Source organism: Pseudomonas costantinii (assembly GCF_001870435.1).
GTDB lineage: Bacteria > Pseudomonadota > Gammaproteobacteria > Pseudomonadales > Pseudomonadaceae > Aquipseudomonas > Aquipseudomonas costantinii.
In genome coordinates, this window is record NZ_MDDR01000037.1 from 372,873 (window position 1) to 393,108 (window position 20,236).

The window sequence follows — 20,236 nt, forward strand, 5'->3', positions numbered from 1 at the left end:
GTGAGGTAAATCGTCAGCCCATCCGTGTAGTGTTTGAAATTGCGATTAATTCGCATTAACAGCGTTTTCTACACGGGTCTCACAGCATGAAGTCGACGGCGGGCGGTTTGGTTAAACAGTGGTTGGGTGCCTCGGTACTGGCGGTGTCGGGGCTGGCGTTGCTGCCCCTGAGCGTGGCGCAGGCGCAGGAGCAGCAAAGCACCCAGTTCAACTTTGCCCTGGCAGCCAAACCTCTGCCCCAGGCCCTGAGCGATTTCAGCCGGGTCACCGGGATCAGCGTGATCTACACCGACGAAGCGCCCTATGGCCTCAGTGCCCCGGCGGTCAGCGGGCAGATGAGCGCAACCCAGGCCCTGCAACGCCTGCTGGGTAACTCCCGCCTGACCTTCCGCCAGATTGACGCCCGCACCTTGGCCCTTGAACCGGTGCCCACCGACGGCGCAGTTAACCTTGGCGCCACCACCATCAGTGGTGCCAGCCAAACCCAGGACAGCACCAGCTATCAGCCGCCGCCCACCAGCTCGGTGATGCGCTCCCGAGCCCTGCTGCTAGAAACCCCGCAAACCGTCAACGTGGTGCCCGCCCAAGTGTTGCGCGATCAACAGCCACGCAATTTGGATGATGCCCTGGGTAATATCAGCGGCATCACCCAGGCCAACACCCTCGGTAGCACCCAGGACGCAGTGATGCTGCGCGGTTTTGGTGACAACCGTAACGGCTCGATCATGCAAGACGGCATGCCGGTGGTGCAGGGCCGTGCGTTGAACGCTACGGCCGAGCGCGTCGAAGTGCTCAAGGGCCCGTCGTCGTTGCTGTATGGCATTCAGGACCCGGGCGGTGTGGTCAATATCGTCAGCAAAAAGCCTGAGCTGGTGCAGTCCACCTCTTTGACCGTACGTGGCTCGACCTTTGGCGACGGCAAAAACGGCAGCGGTGGCAACCTCGACACCACCGGCCCGATTGGCGACAGCGGCCTGGCTTATCGGCTGATCGTCGACCATGAAGACGAAGACTACTGGCGTAACTACGGCACCCACCGCGAGACGCTGGTGGCGCCATCCCTGGCCTGGTATGGCGACACCACCAAGGTGGTGTTCGCCTATGAACACCGCGAATTCCTTTCGCCGTTCGACCGTGGCACCGCCATCGACCCCAAGACCAACCACCCACTGAACATCCCTGCAACCCGTCGCCTGGATGAGCCGTTCAACAACATGGAAGGCCGCTCCGACCTGTACCGCCTTGAAGTTGACCACGATTTGAACGATGACTGGAAAGCGCACTTCGGCTACAGCTGGAACCGAGAGACCTACGATGCCAGTCAGGTGCGCGTGGTCAAGGTCAATACCAACGGCACCCTGACCCGCAGCATGGATGGTACTCAAGGTGCACTGACTACCGACCGCTTTGCCACCACCAGCCTCGAAGGTAAGGTCAACGTTGCTGGCATGCAGCACGACTTGGTGTTTGGCCTGGACGATGAGTACCGCAAAATCTACCGAGCTGACCTGATTCGCCAGTCGCCACGTGGCACCTTCAACTACAACAACCCGGTGTACGGCAACGAAGTCGCGGGCAGCACCGTCAGCGCTCCGGACAGCAACCAGATGGACCAACTACGCAGCGACTCGCTGTTCTTCCAGGACGCGATTCACCTGAACGACCAGTGGATTCTGGTGGGCGGTGCGCGCTACCAGATGTATGACCAATACGCCGGCAAAGGCGTGCCGTTCACCGCCAACACCGATGGCAACGGCCAAAAATGGGTGCCGCGTGCCGGTCTGGTGTACCGCTACAACGACGAGTTGTCGTTCTATGGCAGCTACACCGAGTCGTTCAAACCCAACTCCACCATCGCGCCGTTGGCCAATAAAAGCGTGCTGGATGGTAGCTTGGAGCCAGAGCAGTCCAAGGCGTGGGAACTGGGCAGCAAGTTCGACATGCCGGGCCGCATCACCGCCAGTGCGGCGTTGTTCAATATCGAAAAACGCAACGTTCTGGTGCAGGTGGGCGACGGCCTGGCCTCGGTCTACAGCGTGGCCGGCAAGGTGCGCTCCCGTGGCCTGGAACTGGATGCCAGCGGCCAGTTGACCGACAACTGGAGCCTGATCGGCAGCTATGCCTACACCGACGCGGTGGTGGTTGAAGACAGTAAGTACAAAGGTAACGACTTACAAAACGTTGCGAAGAACACCGCCTCGTTGTCGGCGGTGTACGACTTCGGCAGCATCCTGGGCGGTGACCAACTGCGGGTCGGTGCCGGTGCGCGCTATGTCGGCGAGCGGGCAGGGGACGCGGCCAACAGCTTCGAGCTGCCGAGCTACACCGTCGCCGATGCCTTTGCCACCTATGACACCAAGATCGATGGACAGAAGGTCAAGTTCCAGCTCAACGTGAAGAACCTGTTCGACCGCACCTACTACACCTCTTCGGTGAACACGCAGTTCGTGTCCATCGGCGATGCGCGGCAGGTGTCGGTCTCCAGTACGTTGACCTTCTGATGAAAAAATACGCCTGGCTCCTGGCCCTTTTCATCACCACTACAGCGGCAGCAGATGATGCCGTTTACCACCGCGAACACCGGGTGACCTTGCCCGGTTCCGGCCACAGCTGGGGCTTTGTCGGCCTCGATCCGACGCGCCCCTACCTGTTCCTGGCCCGCCGCGAAAACGGCCTGACGGTGTTTGACGTGCAGCACCAGAAAGCCGTCAAGACCGTGGCCCAATCCGACGGCGCCAATGGTGTGGTGTTCGTGCCCGGATTGGACCGCGTGTTCGTGCTCAATACCGATGGCAGTTTGGGTGTGGTGCAGTTATCCACACTCAAACCGCTGAAGCGCATCGCGGTGGCGCAAAGCAACCTCAACAGCGCGGTGTACGAGCCTTCCACCGGTAAGGTGATTATCGTCAGCGGGCGCCGTGCGGACCGCTCGACGCTGTTTGAGTTTGACCCGAAAACCGAATGCATCACCGGCGCCCATGAACTGGCGGTAAAGAAAATCGACCCGCTGTTGCTCAAGGGTGACGGCAGTTTCTTCCTGCCGATGCGCGATGAAGGCAAGGTTGCGCGGTATGCGGCCAGCAACTTTGCCGTGCTCGATACCTGGCAGTTTGCCGACTGCCCCAAGCCCAGCGCATTGGCCCAGGATGTTGAGCGCCAGCGCTTGTTTGTGGCGTGTCGAGGTGATGCGCCGCTGTTGATCGTGGCGGATCGAGAAACGGGTGAGGTCAAGGCGAAGTTGCCGATCGGGCGTGACGTCAACGCCGTGGCGTATGACGCGCAGCATCGTCGTCTACTGATTCCCAGCGGCGTGGATGCAAACCTGATGGTAATCGACCAACGGGATGCCGATCATTACGCCGTCGCGGCGAGCGTCAGCACCTTGCCGATGGCCTACAACATGGCGTTCGACCCCCAGCGCCAACGGGTTTACCTGCCTGCCATGGACTTTGTGCAGTCCGCACCGAGCGCGACCGTGCCCAAGCCCGACCCGCAGTTTCAGGCCGGTACGTTCTCCATCACCACCTTGGCACTTGATTGAGCGCAGTGAATTACCCAAGCTGCGCACTTTCGTAGATTCAGGAACGCCAGGTTTATGCGGTTGGGACGATGGATTCACACCAGCGCTATGGTGCTGGGCTTTGGTTTGTTGCTCGGTGGTTGCGCCACACCGTCGAAGACGGCGACCGGGCACAGCCTGGACCAGTTGCTCGCCGAACCGGCGCTGCACGGCGCCACGGTTTCGCTGATGGTGCGCGATGCCCGCAGCGGTAATACGCTCTATCAACACAACCCACGCACGCGGCTGGTTCCCGCCTCCAATCTCAAGTTGCTGACCACCGCGGCGGCGATGGATGTGCTGGGCCCGCAATACCGCTTCGCCACGCAACTGTTGAGCAGCGGCACGCGGCAAGGCGAGCGCTTGACCGGCAATCTGTATGTGCGCGGCCTGGGTGATCCGACCATTCAGTTCGCCGACTACCAGGCGCTGGCTGCGCAATTGGCCAGCCAGGGCATTCGTCAAGTACAGGGCGATCTGGTGTTTGACGACACGTGGTTCGATGCCGAGCGGCTGGGTGTCGACTGGTCCCATGATGATGAAAGCACCTACTACGGCGCGCAGATCTCGGCGCTGACCGTGTCACCCAATACGGATTTTGATGCGGGCACCGTTCTAGTCACGGCCAAGGCGCCGGTGCGCGGCGGCCAGCCCGTCAGTGTCGAGATATTCCCGCCCACCGATTACCTGCAACTGAGCAACCGTGCCATCAGCGGGCCGGGCAACACCTACGGGATCAACCGCCGCCATGGCACCAACTTGTTGCAACTCAGCGGCGCCGTTGCGCCGGGCAGGCAGAGCCAGCAATTGGTCAGCGTCTGGGAGCCGACGCAGTTGGTGGCCAACCTGTTTGAGCAAGCGTTGGCGCAACAGGGGATCACGGTGCTGGGGCGTCGAGTCATCGGCGGTGCAAGTCCGGCTGCGGCGACGGTGTTGGCCGAGCATCAATCGGCGCCGTTGCAGGAACTGATCACGCCGTTGCTCAAGCTTTCGAACAACAACATGTCTGAAGCCTTGCTCAAGGCCATGGGTCGCAAGGCGTCTAACAGTGGCACGGCGGCGGCGGGTGCGGTGGCGGTTGCCGGGTTTCTCAAGCGCCAGGGGCTGGATACGACGGCGCTGAACCAAGTCGACGGTTCTGGTCTGTCGCGGCTTAACCTGGTGTCGTCGCAAGCCATCACCGATCTGTTGTTGGCCTCGAGTAAACAGCCATGGTTCAACGCCTGGTACAACGCGCTGCCGATTGCCGGCAACACCGACCGCATGACCGGCGGCAGCCTGCGCTATCGCTTGCGCGGAACGCCGGCGGAAAACAACCTGCATGCCAAGACCGGTTCCATGGGCGGCGTATCCTCATTGAGCGGCTACATCACCGACGCTCGCGGGCACCGGTTGGTGTTCTCCATGATCACCAACAATTATGTGGTGGCCGGCGCGCAGGTGAAGGCCTTGGAGAATCGCGTGGCGGTGGCCCTGTCAGGCTGGGACGATTGATTCAGGGCTGATAGCCCATCCGCCAACTCACGGCCCGGGTCGCCGCCAGCAAGTGCTGCGCCGCCGGGCCATCTTCGTCGGCGTGGAACAGTGAGGTGGGGCCGACCACGGTCATCACCGCCGCCACTTGCCCGACCGCGTTGAACACCGGCGCCGACAACGCATCCACGCCCGGCATCAGCAGGCCATGCACAAAGTGCAGACCACGCTTGCGAATCTCTTCGCACGCGGTGGCGTAGGCCTGATCGTCGGCCAGAGCATGGGCAATACCGGCCTGAATCTCCCGCTCACGCAATTCCACGGTTTCCCGCGACGGCAAATAAGCGCTGAACACCAGCCCGGTGGACGAGCTGAGCAGCGGCAAAACCGAACCCAATTGTGTCACCACCGTCACCGCACGCACCGCTGGTTCGATATGCACCACGGTTGCGCCCTGGTTGCCCCAGACCGCCAAGAAGCAGGTTTCATTCAATTCGTCGCGCAGTTCCGCCAGGGGCATAGCGCCGACTTTCAGCACATCCATACTGCCCAGTGCGGCCAGGCCCACGCGCAGGGCTTCGCGGCCTAGGCCATAGTGATTGGTGGCGGTGTTCTGCTCGGCAAAACCTGAGGCGATCAACGCCTGCAAATAGCGATGGACCTTGCTCGCAGGCATTTGCACATGTTCGGCCAGGCGTGACAGCGAGGTGGCCGGCGACAGTTCCGCCAGGGCCTTGAGGATATCGGTGCCCACTTCGGCCGAGCGGACTTTCTGTTTACCGGTGTCGCGGGGCTTTTCCATGGAGGGGCGAGAATCCGAGAGATGAATGGGCGTCTTTATAGCTTGACGGTCGATAGTGATCAAATTACGTTATGCGTAACTGGATTACGATAAAAACAACTTCCGCATTGAGGATGATCCATGAACCTCGAATACCTGTCGGGCTTCGGCAATGAATTCGCCAGCGAAGCCCTGCCCGGCGCGCTGCCCGTTGGTCAGAACTCGCCACAAAAAGCGCCCTACGGCCTCTACACCGAACTCTTCTCCGGCACCGCGTTCACCATGGTGCGCAGCGAAGCCCGTCGCACCTGGCTGTACCGCATTCAGCCTTCGGCCAATCACCCGGCGTTCGTCAAGCTGGAGCGTCAACTGGCCGGTGGTCCGCTGGGCGCGGTGACGCCGAATCGGTTGCGCTGGAACCCGTTGGATATTCCCAGCGAGTCGACAGATTTTGTCGATGGCCTAGTGGGCATGGTTGCCAATTCGGGGTCGGAAAAACCGGCTGGCATCAGCATCTACAACTACCGCGCCAATCGGTCGATGGAGCGGGTGTTCTTCAACGCCGATGGCGAACTGTTGATCGTTCCCGAGCAGGGCCGCCTGCGCATCGCCACCGAACTGGGTGTGTTGGACGTTGAACCGCTGGAAATCGTCGTGCTGCCACGCGGCCTTAAGTTTCGCGTGGAACTGCTGGATGCCCAGGCGCGCGGCTACGTCGCTGAAAACCACGGCGCCCCGCTGCGCCTGCCGGACCTGGGGCCCATCGGCAGCAACGGCCTGGCCAACCCGCGCGATTTCCTCACGCCGGTCGCCCACTATGAAGACCTCAAGCAACCGACAACGCTGGTGCAGAAATTCCTCGGCGAACTGTGGGCCTGCGAACTCGACCATTCGCCGCTGAACGTCGTCGCCTGGCACGGCAATAACGTGCCGTACAAATACGACTTGCGCCGTTTCAACACCATCGGCACGGTGAGTTTTGATCACCCGGACCCGTCGATCTTCACCGTATTGACCTCGCCCACCAGCGTGCACGGCTTGGCCAACCTCGACTTCGTGATCTTCCCGCCGCGTTGGATGGTGGCCGAGAACACTTTCCGACCGCCGTGGTTCCACCGCAACCTGATGAACGAATACATGGGGCTGATCCAGGGCGCCTACGATGCCAAGGCCGAAGGCTTCCTGCCCGGCGGCGCGTCGCTGCACAGCTGCATGAGCGCCCACGGCCCGGACGGCGAGACCTGCACCAAGGCGATCAACGTGGAGCTGGCGCCGCACAAGATCGATAACACCATGGCCTTTATGTTCGAGACCAGCCAAGTGCTGCGCCCGACCCAATTCGCCCTGGAATGCCCGCAGCTGCAAAACACTTACGACGCGTGCTGGGCCTCGCTGCCCGCCACCTTCAACCCGAACCGGAGATAACCCATGACTCAACCAACGCTTACCCGCAGCTGGGTGGCCTCCGCCAACGGTCACGCGGACTTCCCTCTGCAAAACCTGCCATTGGGCGTGTTCAGCATCAAGGGCTCGGCACCGCGCAGCGGCGTGGCGATTGGCGACTCGATCCTCGACCTGCACGCCGCACTGGACGCCTTTGAAGGCCAAGCCCGACGTGCCGTTGAAGCGACCGCTGGCGGCCAGTTGAATGCGTTTTTCGAACTGGGCCGTGGCCCGCGCGTTGCCCTGCGCGAGCGCCTGCTCGAATTGCTCGCTGAAGGCAGCCCGCTGCAAACGCGTGAGGCGCAGGTTCTGCACCTTGCCGCCGATTGCCAGATGCACTTGCCGGCAAAGATCAATGACTACACCGACTTCTACGTCGGCATCGAACACGCGCAAAACGTCGGCAAACTGTTCCGCCCGGATAACCCCTTGCTGCCGAACTACAAGTACGTGCCGATTGGTTATCACGGCCGCGCGTCGACCATTCGCCCGTCGGGCACCGATGTTCGTCGCCCTAAAGGCCAGACGCTGCCGGCCGGTCAAACCGAGCCGACCTTTGGCCCGTGTGCACGCCTGGACTATGAGTTGGAACTGGGCATCTGGATCGGCCAGGGCAATGTCATGGGCGACTCGATTGCCATTGGCGACGCAGCCGAACATATCGCCGGCTTCTGCCTGCTCAACGACTGGTCGGCGCGCGATATTCAGGCTTGGGAATACCAGCCGTTGGGGCCGTTTCTGTCCAAGAGCTTTATCACCAGCATCTCTCCATGGGTGGTGACGGCCGAAGCGCTGGAGCCTTTCCGCAAAGCGCAACCGGCACGGCCCGAGGGTGACCCGCAACCGCTGCCGTATCTGTTGGATAAACGTGATCAGGCCGCTGGCGGCTTTGATATCGAATTGGAAGTGCTGCTGACCACCGTTTCGATGCGCGAACAAAACCTGACGGCCCATCGCCTGACGCTGAGCAACACCCAGCACATGTACTGGACCGTGGCGCAAATGGTTGCGCACCACAGTGTCAACGGTTGCCAGTTACAGGCCGGTGACCTGTTTGGTTCGGGCACTTTGTCGGGGCCGCAAGCGGGGCAATTCGGCAGCCTGCTGGAAATCACCGAAGGCGGTAAAAAGCCGATTGAACTGGCCTCTGGCGAGGTACGCAAGTTCCTCGAAGACGGCGACGAAATCATCCTGCGCGCCCGTTGCAACCGTGAAGGGTTTGCTTCCATCGGCTTCGGCGAATGCCGTGGCACTGTGGTCGCGGCGCGCTAAGAGGGCAGGGCGATGGAACTCTATACCTATTACCGCTCCACCTCGTCATACCGGGTGCGTATCGCCCTGGCGCTCAAGGGTTTGGACTTCACGGCAGTGCCGGTCAACCTGCTGGTGCCGCCGGGCGGTGCCAATCGCCAGCCGGAATACCTGGCGATCAACCCACAAGGTCGGGTACCGGCGTTGCGTACGGATGAGGGTGAGTTGTTGATTCAGTCGCCCGCGATCATCGAGTACCTGGAAGAACGTTATCCACAGGTGCCGCTGCTTTCCAAGGACTTGGCGACCCGCGCCCATGAGCGTGCGGTGGCGTCGATCATCGGCTGCGATATTCATCCGTTGCACAATTCCAGCACCCAGAACCTGCTACGGCAATGGGGGCATGATGAGGCGCAATTGCTGGAGTGGATCGGCCACTGGATCAGCCAGGGATTAAGTGCGGTGGAGCAGTTGATTGGCGATAAAGGCTTCTGCTTTGGTGAGCAGCCGGGGATGGCCGATGCATTCTTGATTCCTCAGCTGTATGCGGCGGAGCGCTTCAAGGTGCCGTTGGCGGCCTATCCCCGCATTGCGCGAGTGGCGGCGCTGGCGGCGCAGCATCCGGCATTTATCAAGGCCCACCCCGCCAATCAGCCGGATACACCCTAAGCCAGCTCCCACATGTTGATCGGCGTCACCCTTATAAAAATAATAGGTACCTTGCGATGCACAATCAGATTGCCAGCTTTCGCGCGGCACTCGACGCCCGTCCGGTGTCGCGCTATCAGTGGTTGATTCTCCTGTTGCTGGCGCTGCTGCTGGTAACCGATGGCTACGATGCCCAGGTGCTGGGTTATGTAGTGCCGGCGCTGGCCAAGGATTGGGGCCTGGAAAAAGCCGCGTTCGGTCCAGTGTTCAGTGCCAACCTGCTGGGGCTGACGTTGGGCTCGCTGTTGGTAACGCCGCTGGCGGATCGGTTTGGTGTGCGACGTATCCTGTTGGGCTGCGTGCTGATCTACGCCAGTCTCACGGTGCTGATGGTGTTTGCTAATTCGCTGACCACGCTGATGGCCGCGCGGTTTATCTGCGGCATCGGCATGGGCGGCGCGATGCCGAGCGCCATGGCGTTGATGTCGGAATATTCCCCACCCCGAATGCGCACTTTGATGGTGACCTTGGCCGCATGCGGCTTCTCATTCGGCGGTGCAGCGGGTGGGTTTGTGGCGGCAGGGTTTATCGAAGGCTACGGTTGGCAGGCGGTATTCCTGGCGGGTGGTGTGACCCCGTTGTTGCTGTTCCCCTTTCTGTTTTGGCTGTTGCCGGAATCCTTGCCGCGTCTGCTGCGTGATGCGCCGCCGTATACACGGCTGCAAAAGGTCACAGCGCGCATGCTGCCGACCTGGCAACCGCCAGAGGCGAATGAGGCAGAGAACCTCCAGGAACAGGGCAGCAAACTGACGGTGGTAGAGCTGTTCCGTAACGGCTACGCGCGCCCGACCGTGCTGATTTGGGCGACCTTTTTTGTCAGCCTGATCCTGCTGTATTTCATGATCAGCTGGCTGCCGTCGCTGCTACTGGAAAGCGGGCTGGCGCTGAAGGAAGCCAATCTGGTGACCTCAATGTTCCTGTTCGCCGGCACTTTGGGCGCCATTGGCATGGCCTGGTTCGCCGACCGTCTGAAAAGCAAAGTGCGGTTGCTGTCCGGCGTGCTGGCGGCGGCTGCGGTGTGCACCATCCTGCTGGGCCTGAACCATGACAATCCGCGCTATCTGGTAGCCAGCGTGTTTGCCGCTGGGTTCTGCATCATCGGTGGTCAACTGACGCTCAACGCGTTCGCCAGCAACTTTTACCCTGCGCACGTACGAGCGACTGGCACCGGCTGGGCATTGGGCGTGGGGCGGTTTGGGTCAATCCTGGGGCCGTTGTTTGGCAGCATGCTGCTGGCAATGCATATTCCGGTGCAGCAGATTTTCTTCTTCTGCGCGATTCCGGCGGTGATTGCGGCGCTGTTGATCATTCAGGTGCGCTCGCCTGGGGCCATTGCACCGAAGGGGCCACTGCATGGCGATATTCTTAAGGCGCCACAGTCTTAGTGCACTACCGAGTTGGGCGGCAGATGCCCCAGCCGCTCGGTCAGGCGCAGGCGCTGGATCGGGTCCTCGCTGAGCAACAAGGCGTGTTCCAGGTCAAAGCGCTCAGCGCTCGGGCAATCCAGGCGTTGGTACAAACTGGCGCGTGCCAGGTAGTCGGCGGCGCTGGCATTGCCCAATTCCAGCACGCGTTCTGCGTCGATCAGGGCGTCCAGCGGGGCGTCGTTGGAGAGGTGCAGTTGGCGCAGGTTGCGTGACAGCCGTTGCAGAATCGAGCGGGGTTCGGCGGTGTGCAGGTGGTCGGCCTGCAACTTGAGATTCGGCCCGTACTGACGGTGCAATAGCTCGCGGCAGTCATTGGGGTACAGGCGTCGACCGCCGCAGGGGTCCAGCAGGTGGTCGGCACCGGGCACCCGTAGCAGGAAATGGCCCGGGAAGTTCACACCTACCATGGGAATATTCAACCGCCGCGCCATCTCAAGCGCGATCAGCCCCATGGCCAAGGGCTGCCCGCGTTTGCGCTGCAATACCTTGTCCAGCAGGGCCGCGGCGGGACGCAGCGGGGTGAAATCGTCCTGGGCAAACCCCAGGTCATTCATGCGCCGTAGCAAGGGTTGGCCAAGTTCATCCGCCGGCAGCATGGGCATGCCCACGCCGACCTGTTGTTGCAGCAATGCCAGGTCTTGCAGGATCACCAGCGGCTGTACGGTCGGGTCGTGCTCTGCGGCAATCCACAGCGCGGCTTCAAATAGCGCTGTGGGTGAGCGGTCCAGGCAGGCGAAAAAGGCTTTGCGGGGATTCATTGCGTTCTCCGGCGGATGCTCTCGTTTTATCCTTGCTGTAGATTTTCGTCCAGTGACTTGAGAAATATCCTGCCTGCTTATGTCGCAGGGTCCGGGAAATCGGGCGGCTTATTCCAGCGTGCTTCGGCATTTTTTTGCCGCAAGCCTATACTTGGGCCTCTACCAGAAGTGATTCGGGAGCTTGACGATGTTTGCTCTCATGCACAGCACCCGCCTTGAATCGCTGCACCTGAGCGTCGACCCGGTGACCGGGCTGAAGGCGATCATAGCCATTCACAACAGCCGCCTGGGCCCTGCCTTGGGCGGCTGTCGTTATCTCTCTTACCCCGACGATGAAAGTGCCGTGGCCGATGCCGCGCGCCTGGCCCAAGGCATGAGCTACAAAGCCGCCCTGGCCGGCCTGCCGGTGGGCGGCGGCACAGCGGTGATCATCCGCCCCGTGCATGTGGAAAGTCGTGCGGCGCTGTTTGAGGCGTTTGGCCGTTGCATCGAAAAACTCGACGGCCGCTTCATCACCGCGATCGACAGCGGCACCTCGGTCGCCGACATGGATTGCATCGCCCAACACACCCGCTTCGTCACCAGCACCACCGCCGCCGGCGACCCCTCGCCCCATGCCGCCATGGGCGTGTTCACCGGCATCCGTACCACAGCCATGGCCCGCTTGGGCAGCGACAACCTCGAAGGCCTGCGGGTAGCGGTCCAAGGCTTGGGCAATGTCGGTTACGCCCTGGCCGAACAACTGCATGCGGCGGGCGCCGAACTGTTGGTCAGCGATATCGACCATGGCAAGGTGCAACTGGCGATGGAGCAGCTCGGCGCCCATCCCATCGCCAACGACGCCCTGCTCAGCACCCCCTGCGACATCCTCGCACCCTGCGGTCTTGGGTCCGTATTCAACCGGGTCAGCGTCGGCCAACTGCGTTGCGCGGCGGTAGCCGGCTCCGCCAGCACACAACTGACCAATCTGGACATAGCCGACCAGTTGGAGGGACGCGGCATCCTCTACGCCCCGGACTACGTGATCAACTCTGGTGGCTTGATCTACGTTGCCCTCAAACACGGCGGCGCAGACCTTCCCGACATCACCGCTCACCTGTCGAACATCGGCACGCGCCTCACGGAAATCTTCGCCCACGCTCAAGCCGAAAAACGCTCACCCGCACGCGTTGCGGATGAGTTGGCCGAACGCCTGCTGTACCAATAAGCCAGGCATTAAAAAGGCCCTGAATCGATGATTCAGGGCCTGTTCAATTCGGGCTTTACTCCGCCGGAGCGTTCAGCAACTCGGACAACGCGTCCGGCTGGCTCTTGAACGCCTTGGCAAATACATCGCGGTTTTTCGCCATGTAGATCCCGGCTTCTTCCACCTGCTGCTCGCTCAAGGACGGCACGGCTTTTTGCAACACTTCTGCCAGCAACTCAGCGAGTTCAAGCATCTTGTCATGACGGTCAGCTTCGGCTTTATCCATGAACAAACGCTCCAGATCTCGGCTGCTGCGGTATACCACTTCGACGGCCATTCACCACCTCACATGCCTTCACGATAGTTGTCTTTTGCGACTACTGTATTTATATACAGCAAAAAGGATAAGCCAAACCGCAGGGTTTGGGTAGCAGCTTTTTAATGTAGCCCGTAAAAACAGGTTTGGAGTGCCTCATATCACGCCGCCATCATCTTATACCGGCCGCTGGCCTTTTTTCTGCATGCAGAGCAGCCGTCATGTCCATCCCGTATTATCCGGTCGAATCGACCTAAGGAAGCATCATCGTGAAAATCAACTGGGCTGAAAAGCTGCGCCAGAATGTACACGGGCTAGCCGAATCCCTGGGCAATCTGTTTGTCGAGACGTTCCACTACCTGGCGTTGTTCGCCATTGGTGCGGTGACCGCCTGGGCGGCGGTGATGGAATTTCTGGGGATGCTGGAGAATGGGCATATCAAGATCGATGACATCTTGCTGCTGTTCATCTACCTGGAGTTGGGTGCGATGGTCGGGATTTATTTCAAGACCAACCACATGCCGGTGCGTTTCCTGATCTACGTGGCGATCACTGCGTTGACGCGTCTGCTGATCTCCAACGTGTCGCACCACAACCCGCCGGACATCGGCATCATCTACCTGTGCGGCGGGATTCTGCTGTTGGCGTTCTCGATTCTGGTGGTGCGCTACGCCTCGTCGGCGTTCCCGTCGGTGAAGATCGAAGGCCCGCGTCGTAAGGGGCAGGCGAGCCAGGAAACCGAAAAGGGCGAGCTTTAAAGCCCGACGCTGAAGGGCAGGGGGTGGTTGGGTGGCCGTTGCAACAATTTGTGACTATCCCCGTCCGTCATCACCGCCAGGATCTCCATGGCGCTGTGGCCCTGCTCAATGGCGATGCCGAACTGAATACTTTGTACCAGGCGTTTAAGCCGTTGCGGGTCGTTGCGTTGCTCGGCGCTGATCATGCGCTTGGCCACCACGCCACCCTCGTTTGACAGGGTGAGCATGATGCTGCCGTCCAGCCGTTGGATACTCAAATTGACGCGGTATTTGGGCGTGAAGGTGTCGGTGATGATCTGAAAAGGATTGTCCATGGTGCGTTACCGCCTGATAAGAACATGCAGTCATTGACGACCGGCGTCGGGATTAGTTCGCGTTTCCTGACCACCGGCCATTCACTCGCTGAGGTTTTCACAAGGTCCGTTTCCCTCAAGAGCTGTACAGCAAAGGGCGTGCCGTAGACGGCGCCAGCTCGATATTGCAGGCGAAAAAAAGGCGAACCGAGGTTCGCCTTTTTGTTGGGTGACCTGTTTCAGGGCAGCACGGAAAAAACGATCGCAGACAGCGCAATCAGCCCGATCACCACCACAAACACGTTGGACACCTGCCCCGAATACTGGCGCAGAGATGGCACGCGGCGGATGGCGTACATCGGCATCAGGAACAGCAGGCACGCGATGATCGGCCCGCCCATGGTTTCGATCATGCCCAGGATGCTTGGGTTGAAGGTAGCCACGGCCCAGCAGGTCAACACCATGAATAGCGCGGTGCTACGTTCCAGCCACTTGGACGACATCGAGCGGTTGCGACCGCGCAGGGATTTGACGATCAGCCCTTGGAAGCCTTCGCTGGCGCCGATGTAGTGGCCAAGGAAGGATTTGGTAATGGCCACCAGCGCGATCAACGGCGCGGCGTAGGCGATCACCGGGGTCTGGAAGTGGTTGGCCAGGTACGACAGGATTGAAATGTTCTGCGCCTTGGCAGCCGCCAAATCAGCCGGCGACAGGGCCAGCACGCAGCTGAAGCAGAAGAACATCACGGTCAGCACCATCATGCCGTGGGCCGTGGCCAGGATGCCGCTGCTTTTGCGCTCGGCTTGGGCGCCGTACACGCGTTTCTGGTCGACGGCGAACGCAGAGATGATTGGCGAGTGGTTGAAGGAAAACACCATCACCGGGATCGCCAGCCACAGGGTCTTGAAGAACAGTGGCAGGGGCATGCCATCAGCGGCGGAGGCAAAGAACGCACCGTTCCAGTTCGGGACCAGACTCACGGCCAGCAACAGCAGGGCGGCGACGAACGGGTACACCAGCACGCTCATGGCCTTGACGATTACGCCCTGGCCGCAACGCACAATAGCCATCAGGCCAAGAATGAGCAGCAAGGACAGGATCGCCCGAGGCGGCGGTGCCATGTGCAGTTGGTGTTCCATGAAACTGCTCAGGGTGTTGGTCAGCGCCACGCTGTACACCAGCAGGATCGGGAAGATTGCAAAAAAATACAGCAGGGTGATCAGCTTGCCCGCGCCGACGCCGAAGTGCTCTTCGACCACTTCGGTGATGTCGCCGGATTTGCCTGACAGCACGAAGCGCGTCAGCCCACGGTGGGCGAAGAAGGTCATCGGGAAAGCCAGCAGCGCCAGCACGATCAGCGGCCAGAAACCGCCGACACCGGCGTTGATCGGCAGGAACAAAGTACCCGCGCCGATCGCTGTGCCGTAGAGGCCGAGCATCCAGGTGGTGTCGTGTTTGGTCCAGCCGGTTGTAACGGTGTTTGTTACGGCAGAATTTTCGGCAGCAGGTGTACGTACATCGGTCATCGTTATTGCCTCGTTATTATTTTTGCGCGGGCTCACGTATGGGGCGGGTAGAAGTGCTCCGATCAGCACTCCACCCAGCTGACCGCCAGGCCGCCCCGTGAAGTTTCTTTGTATTTGTCATGCATGTCGGCGCCTGTATCGCGCATGGTGCGGATCACCCGGTCGAGGGAAATGAAGTGCTTACCGTCACCGCGCAAGGCCATTTGCGTGGCGTTGATCGCCTTGACGGCGGCGATGGCGTTGCGCTCGATGCACGGCACTTGCACCAAACCGCCGACTGGATCGCAGGTCAGGCCCAAGTTGTGTTCCAGGCCAATTTCGGCGGCGTTTTCCAATTGCTCAGGCGTTGCGCCGAGGATATCGGCCAAGCCGGCGGCAGCCATGGCGCAGGCCGAGCCGACTTCGCCCTGACAGCCGACTTCGGCGCCGGAGATTGAGGCGTTTTTCTTGCACAGGATGCCGACAGCGGCAGCGGCAAGGAAGAAATTGACCACGTCGTCGTCGGACGCATCGGCGTTGAATTTCATGTAGTAGTGCAGCACTGCGGGGATGATCCCTGCCGCGCCATTGGTCGGCGCGGTGACCATGCGTCCACCGGCGGCGTTTTCTTCGTTGACGGCGAGGGCGAACAGGTTGACCCATTCCATCGCCGACAAGGTCGACGTAATCACATTCGGCTTGCCGATTTCCAACAGGCTACGGTGCAATTTAGCGGCGCGGCGCGGCACATCCAAACCACCTGGCAAGATGCCTTCATCGCGCAGGCCTTGCTCCACGCACTCGCGCATCACCGACCAGATATGCAGCAAGCCGTTGCGGATTTCTTCGTCGCTGCGCCAGGCGCGTTCGTTGGCCATCATCAGTTCGGAAACCCGCAGGCCGTGCTTGTTGCACAGGGCCAGCAGCTCGACGGCGCTGGAAAAGTCGTAGGGCAATTCCACGTCGCTGGTCGGCGCGATACCCGACTCAGCCTCAGCGGCTTCGATGATGAAACCACCGCCCACCGAGTAATAGGTTTGTTCGCTCAGCAGGCCGTTTTCGCCATAGGCGTGCAGGGACATGGCGTTGGGGTGGTAGGGCAGGCTTTCGTCCAGCAGCAGGAGGTCTGTGTGCCAGTTGAAGGAAACTTTCTGCTTGCCTGCGAGCAACAGCTGACCGGACTCGCGCAATTGTTGGATACGCGCGTTGATCGACGTGGGGTCGACTTGGTCCGGCCATTCGCCCATCAGGCCCATTACGCAGGCGCGGTCGGTGGCATGACCGACGCCGGTGGCGGACAGCGAGCCGTATAGACGCACTTCAACGCGGCGGGTGTCGCTCAGCAAATGCTGGTCGATCAGTGCTTGAGCAAAGGTCGCTGCCGCCCGCATCGGGCCGACGGTGTGGGAGCTGGACGGACCAATGCCCACCTTGAATAGATCGAAAACACTGATAGCCATGCTAAAGCCTTACAAGCAATGGAGTAGAAATCGCTGCCATGTTTTGTAGGACGAGCGGAATTGGCGCGATACTGATCCTCTGGATCGGCACTGACCAACGAATTATCCTAAGACACCCTTTAGCAGGACTAAACTCTATGAGCCGCCATCTTCATGGCCAGACCTACGTCTGGTTGCACGTTTTTTCCTGCGCCGCGCGGCATCTGTCATTCACCCGCTGCGCCGAAGAACTGCACATCACGCCGGGGGCGGTGAGCCAGCAGATTCGCCAATTGGAAGAGCGTCTAGGGTTTCGACTGTTTCATCGGCGCGCACGTGGGGTAGAACTCAGTGCCGAGGGGCAGCGGTTGGCGGCGACGGTGGGGGAGGCTTATGGCAGCATCGATGCGGAATTGCAGCGGTTGGACGCGGGCATGATCAGCGGCACCTTGCGCCTGCGCTCGATCCCGTCGTTTCTCGGCAAGTGGCTGACCCCGCGCTTGCCGCGTTTGCAGCAGCGCTTTCCGGATATCCAACTGCGCATGGTGGCTGAAGACAGCAGCATCGCCTTGCACGAAGGCGACTTCGACCTGGCTATCGATTTGAATGACGGCAGCTACCCCGGCCTGTTATCCACAGCCTTGTTGGACGAGCAGATATTTCCGGTCTGCGCCCCCAGCCTGCTGCGCGGTCGACCGCCGTTGCATGGCCCGGCAGATCTGATGCATTTCCCCCTGCTGCACGACATCACCGCTTGGCGTGGAAGTTATGAATACGCCGAGTGGGAGTTTTACCTGAATGCCATCGGCTACCACGATGCCGACGTGCGGCGTGGCCACACCTTCAACCGCAACCACCTGACCATCGAAGCCGCCATCGCCGGCATGGGCGTGGCCATCGCCCGGCGTACGCTGCTCAACGATGAGCTGGAACGCGGCACCTTGATCGTACCGTTCGGCCTCGCCGTGCCCAACCACAAACGCTACGTGTTGCTGTATGCGCCGGGCGCGCTGAGCCATCCGGGTGTGCGGGCGGTGCATGACTGGCTGGTGGAGGAAGCAGGGATTTTTCGCGGATTGCACCCGTTGGGAGAGGGGCAATTATGAGGATCGCGGGGGGGGTAAGAAGATGTAACTAACTCCCCACCCTAACAGCGTTTTTGCTCGTAGTCAGACTTAATTTGTAATGTGGGATTTATCTTTGCAAAGGGCTTGAATTGTTTCTCTGACTGCTCAATTGTGTCATCAAGAGGTCATGGTTTCACCGCATCGGTGTTGCAGTTGTGACCTCTCGCGAGCTAGCTGAAATAAGGGAAAAACTATGCAAATCCAAGTCAATAGCGATAACCATATTGAAAGCAGCATCCGACTGGAGGAGTGGGTACGTACCACCATTGAGAGCACGCTTGAACGTTATGAAGAGGACCTGACACGCGTCGAGGTCTATCTGAAAGATGAGAACGGCGACAAGCCGGGCCCACATGATTTGAGTTGCCGCCTGGAAGCGCGGCCAAAGGGCCATCAACCGCTCTCGGTGCTGCATAAGGCCGATACCCTGGAACAGGCGATCGACGGGGCCGCCACCAAGCTGGATCATGCGTTGGAACATTTGTTTGGCCGACTGCAAGGCAAGCCACGCGCTGCCGGGAAAAACCTGCCGGCCAACAAAGTGGATGAACACGCGCTTGAAGAGGAATTCCTGGAAAACGAAAACGCTGTCATTAACGGCTAACCGTTTTTTCACTTTCCACCTTAAAACGGGCCTGCAGATGCAGGCCCGTTTTCGTTTACTGGCCGCGCCGGAAGAAATACCCGCTCAACATCGCCAACCCACAAGCGCCCAAACCCGCAAACAGCATGGCCCAACCGGCGCCGTGACGCAGTGCTGCCTGGGTGTCGGTGAGGGTCATTCCCGCTACGTCCAGTTTGCCCACTGCAATGTTCTGGCTGATGGCCGGCCAATCCAATGCCGTGGTTTCGGGCAGCAGGCTTGCGAGGTGGTGGCTGATCCCGAGCAACAGCACCAGGCCCATCAGCGCGATGTTGAGCGCCAGGGTGATCAGCCGCGCGCTGAGGTCGATGCCCGAGGCCATGCCCGCGCGGTCAGCCGAGACTGAGCCGGTGGTGGTGTTGGTGGTCGGCGAGTTGGTCAGCGCCAATCCCACACCGGCGATCGCACAACTGATAAGTACCCAAATGATGCTCGGATACTGGGCAGCATTGGCTACGGCCATCGCCATAAAGCCCGCGCCCATCAAGCCCAGGCCCACAGGAATGATGCGTTCGGCGCCATAGCGCAGAGCCAGACGCTCGGCCAGCGGCGGGACCAGCAAGGTGGGTAGGGTGTAGGCGAGCAACGCGCCGCCGGTGGTCATCGTGTCGTAGCCCAGGCCCGCCTGGAAGTAGAGCGGCAGATAGATCATGAATGGCCAGAAGCTGAAGTTCATGCCGATCGAGCCCATCAGCGCGCCATTGAAACGCTGGATGAGGAACACCGAGAAATCGAACATCGGGTGTGCGCTGCGTCGCTCAATAAAGATGAACAGCAGCAGCCCTGCCAGCGACAAACCTGCCCAACCCAGCATGGCCGGTGTGCTAAAGCCGTTCTCGGTGCCTTGGGTGATGAAGTACACCAGCGCGAACACCGACAGGGTCAAGGTGAGCATGCCCGCGATGTCGAGACGATGGCCGGCCGGGTCGCGGGATTCCTGCACGCTGATGCGCAGCAACACCAAGGTGAGCAGGGTGAGTGGCACATGTACCAGGAACACCCAGCGCCAGTCTGCTACTGCCAGAATCAACGCCCCCACCATCGGCCCGAAACCCAGGCCCACACCCGCGATCACGCCCCATACGGCGAAGGCACGCGCACGGGCGGCCGGTTCACGGAACTGGTGCGAAAGAATCGCGAACTGGCAGATCATCATCGCCCCGGCGCCCACGCCCTGGACGAAACGTGCGGCGATCAGTGTAGAGGCATCGTTTGCCAACCCACACGCCAACGAGGCCAGTCCGAACAGCCACAAACACAACACCAGCATGCGCCGACGGCCGAAGCGATCGGCCAGTGTGCCTGCCGCCATCAACACGCTGGTGCAGGCCAGGGTGTAGGCATTCATGATCCATTGGGCATCCTGGAAGCCGGTGCCCAGTTGCAGCTCGAGGGTGGGCAGGATGACGGGCACGCTGGAAATTTCCAGGCCGAACATCAGCGCCACCAGGCACACGGCGGTGAGGGCGAGGCCATTCCTGGCGGTACGCGGGGGGCTGACGGCCGATAACGTGGCGACGGGTGGCATGGGATTCTCCTGTTGATGGGGACCGAGCTATTCTCAGGGGA

General features: G+C 60.7%; 18 protein-coding genes. 11 read left to right on the forward strand and 7 right to left on the reverse strand.

Annotated elements, in window-relative coordinates:
* The first annotated feature begins 86 nt into the window (after nucleotides 1-86).
* The 3 genes from BFL40_RS23125 to dacB are packed head-to-tail and all read left to right on the forward strand — an operon-like array spanning nucleotide 87 to nucleotide 5,053.
* Nucleotides 87-2,501 (forward strand): TonB-dependent siderophore receptor, encoded by a 2,415-nt coding sequence (locus tag BFL40_RS23125; protein ID WP_071486097.1) that lies wholly within the window; start codon nucleotides 87-89, stop codon nucleotides 2,499-2,501.
* Nucleotides 2,501-3,541, forward strand: a complete 1,041-nt coding sequence (locus BFL40_RS23130) for a YncE family protein (RefSeq protein WP_071486098.1) — start codon at nucleotides 2,501-2,503, stop codon at nucleotides 3,539-3,541. The genes BFL40_RS23125 and BFL40_RS23130 overlap by 1 nt, the downstream gene beginning before the upstream one ends.
* 54 nt (nucleotides 3,542-3,595) lie before the next feature.
* Complete coding sequence (gene dacB / locus BFL40_RS23135) at nucleotides 3,596-5,053, forward strand: D-alanyl-D-alanine carboxypeptidase/D-alanyl-D-alanine endopeptidase (RefSeq protein ID WP_071486099.1); 1,458 nt, start codon at nucleotides 3,596-3,598, stop codon at nucleotides 5,051-5,053.
* A 1-nt stretch (nucleotide 5,054) separates the two neighbouring features.
* Here dacB and BFL40_RS23140 read toward each other — a convergent pair whose 3' ends face one another.
* On the reverse strand, nucleotides 5,055-5,834 hold the full coding sequence (locus BFL40_RS23140) for an IclR family transcriptional regulator (RefSeq protein WP_071486100.1): 780 nt from the start codon (nucleotides 5,832-5,834) through the stop codon (nucleotides 5,055-5,057).
* Between the two features lie 120 nt (nucleotides 5,835-5,954).
* Between BFL40_RS23140 and hmgA the strand changes: the two genes are divergently transcribed.
* From hmgA to BFL40_RS23160, 4 genes are read left to right on the forward strand one after another with little or no spacing between them, the layout of a single operon-like run.
* Complete coding sequence (hmgA, locus tag BFL40_RS23145) at nucleotides 5,955-7,238, forward strand: homogentisate 1,2-dioxygenase (protein WP_071486101.1); 1,284 nt, start codon at nucleotides 5,955-5,957, stop codon at nucleotides 7,236-7,238.
* A 3-nt stretch (nucleotides 7,239-7,241) separates the two neighbouring features.
* A complete protein-coding gene (gene fahA, locus BFL40_RS23150; RefSeq protein ID WP_071486102.1) occupies nucleotides 7,242-8,528 on the forward strand; it encodes a fumarylacetoacetase in 1,287 nt (428 codons plus the stop codon).
* Between the two features lie 12 nt (nucleotides 8,529-8,540).
* On the forward strand, nucleotides 8,541-9,176 hold the full coding sequence (gene maiA, locus BFL40_RS23155; RefSeq protein ID WP_071486103.1) for a maleylacetoacetate isomerase: 636 nt from the start codon (nucleotides 8,541-8,543) through the stop codon (nucleotides 9,174-9,176).
* A 56-nt stretch (nucleotides 9,177-9,232) separates the two neighbouring features.
* Nucleotides 9,233-10,600, forward strand: a complete 1,368-nt coding sequence (locus BFL40_RS23160) for an MFS transporter (protein WP_071486104.1) — start codon at nucleotides 9,233-9,235, stop codon at nucleotides 10,598-10,600.
* Here the strand turns inward: BFL40_RS23160 and BFL40_RS23165 are convergent.
* On the reverse strand, nucleotides 10,597-11,400 hold the full coding sequence (locus BFL40_RS23165) for a SirB1 family protein (protein WP_071486105.1): 804 nt from the start codon (nucleotides 11,398-11,400) through the stop codon (nucleotides 10,597-10,599). The genes BFL40_RS23160 and BFL40_RS23165 overlap by 4 nt on opposite strands.
* A gap of 187 nt (nucleotides 11,401-11,587) precedes the next feature.
* On the opposite strand from BFL40_RS23165, the gene BFL40_RS23170 reads away from it, so the two are divergent.
* The gene (locus BFL40_RS23170) at nucleotides 11,588-12,607 is read left to right on the forward strand and encodes a Leu/Phe/Val dehydrogenase (RefSeq protein ID WP_071486106.1); all 1,020 of its coding nucleotides are present in this window, start codon (nucleotides 11,588-11,590) and stop codon (nucleotides 12,605-12,607) included.
* Between the two features lie 55 nt (nucleotides 12,608-12,662).
* Here the strand turns inward: BFL40_RS23170 and BFL40_RS23175 are convergent, their stop codons facing one another.
* Nucleotides 12,663-12,923 (reverse strand): YebG family protein, encoded by a 261-nt coding sequence (locus tag BFL40_RS23175; protein WP_012722374.1) that lies wholly within the window; start codon nucleotides 12,921-12,923, stop codon nucleotides 12,663-12,665.
* Nucleotides 12,924-13,171: 248 nt separating this feature from the next.
* On the opposite strand from BFL40_RS23175, the gene BFL40_RS23180 reads away from it, so the two are divergent.
* Nucleotides 13,172-13,660 (forward strand): phosphate-starvation-inducible protein PsiE, encoded by a 489-nt coding sequence (locus BFL40_RS23180; RefSeq protein ID WP_071486107.1) that lies wholly within the window; start codon nucleotides 13,172-13,174, stop codon nucleotides 13,658-13,660.
* On the opposite strand, the gene BFL40_RS23185 is transcribed toward BFL40_RS23180, so the two are convergent.
* The 3 genes from BFL40_RS23185 to BFL40_RS23195 form a co-directional block, all read right to left on the reverse strand.
* Nucleotides 13,657-13,974 carry a DUF3509 domain-containing protein gene (locus tag BFL40_RS23185; protein ID WP_071486108.1) on the reverse strand — a complete coding sequence of 106 codons (318 nt, stop codon included), beginning with the start codon at nucleotides 13,972-13,974 and terminating at the stop codon, nucleotides 13,657-13,659. The genes BFL40_RS23180 and BFL40_RS23185 overlap by 4 nt on opposite strands.
* Before the next feature lie 218 nt (nucleotides 13,975-14,192).
* A complete protein-coding gene (locus BFL40_RS23190) occupies nucleotides 14,193-15,479 on the reverse strand; it encodes a serine/threonine transporter (RefSeq protein ID WP_071486109.1) in 1,287 nt (428 codons plus the stop codon).
* Between the two features lie 62 nt (nucleotides 15,480-15,541).
* Nucleotides 15,542-16,918 carry an L-serine ammonia-lyase gene (locus tag BFL40_RS23195; protein ID WP_071486110.1) on the reverse strand — a complete coding sequence of 459 codons (1,377 nt, stop codon included), beginning with the start codon at nucleotides 16,916-16,918 and terminating at the stop codon, nucleotides 15,542-15,544.
* A 137-nt stretch (nucleotides 16,919-17,055) separates the two neighbouring features.
* Between BFL40_RS23195 and BFL40_RS23200 the strand changes: the two genes are divergently transcribed.
* Together BFL40_RS23200 and BFL40_RS23205 are read left to right on the forward strand one after the other, a co-directional pair.
* Nucleotides 17,056-18,003, forward strand: coding sequence for a LysR substrate-binding domain-containing protein (locus tag BFL40_RS23200; protein ID WP_071486111.1), 948 nt, complete (start codon nucleotides 17,056-17,058; stop codon nucleotides 18,001-18,003).
* A 214-nt stretch (nucleotides 18,004-18,217) separates the two neighbouring features.
* Nucleotides 18,218-18,628 (forward strand): HPF/RaiA family ribosome-associated protein, encoded by a 411-nt coding sequence (locus BFL40_RS23205; protein ID WP_071486112.1) that lies wholly within the window; start codon nucleotides 18,218-18,220, stop codon nucleotides 18,626-18,628.
* A gap of 55 nt (nucleotides 18,629-18,683) precedes the next feature.
* Here BFL40_RS23205 and BFL40_RS23210 read toward each other — a convergent pair whose 3' ends face one another.
* A complete protein-coding gene (locus tag BFL40_RS23210; RefSeq protein ID WP_071486113.1) occupies nucleotides 18,684-20,195 on the reverse strand; it encodes an MFS transporter in 1,512 nt (503 codons plus the stop codon).
* Nucleotides 20,196-20,236 lie beyond the last annotated feature (41 nt).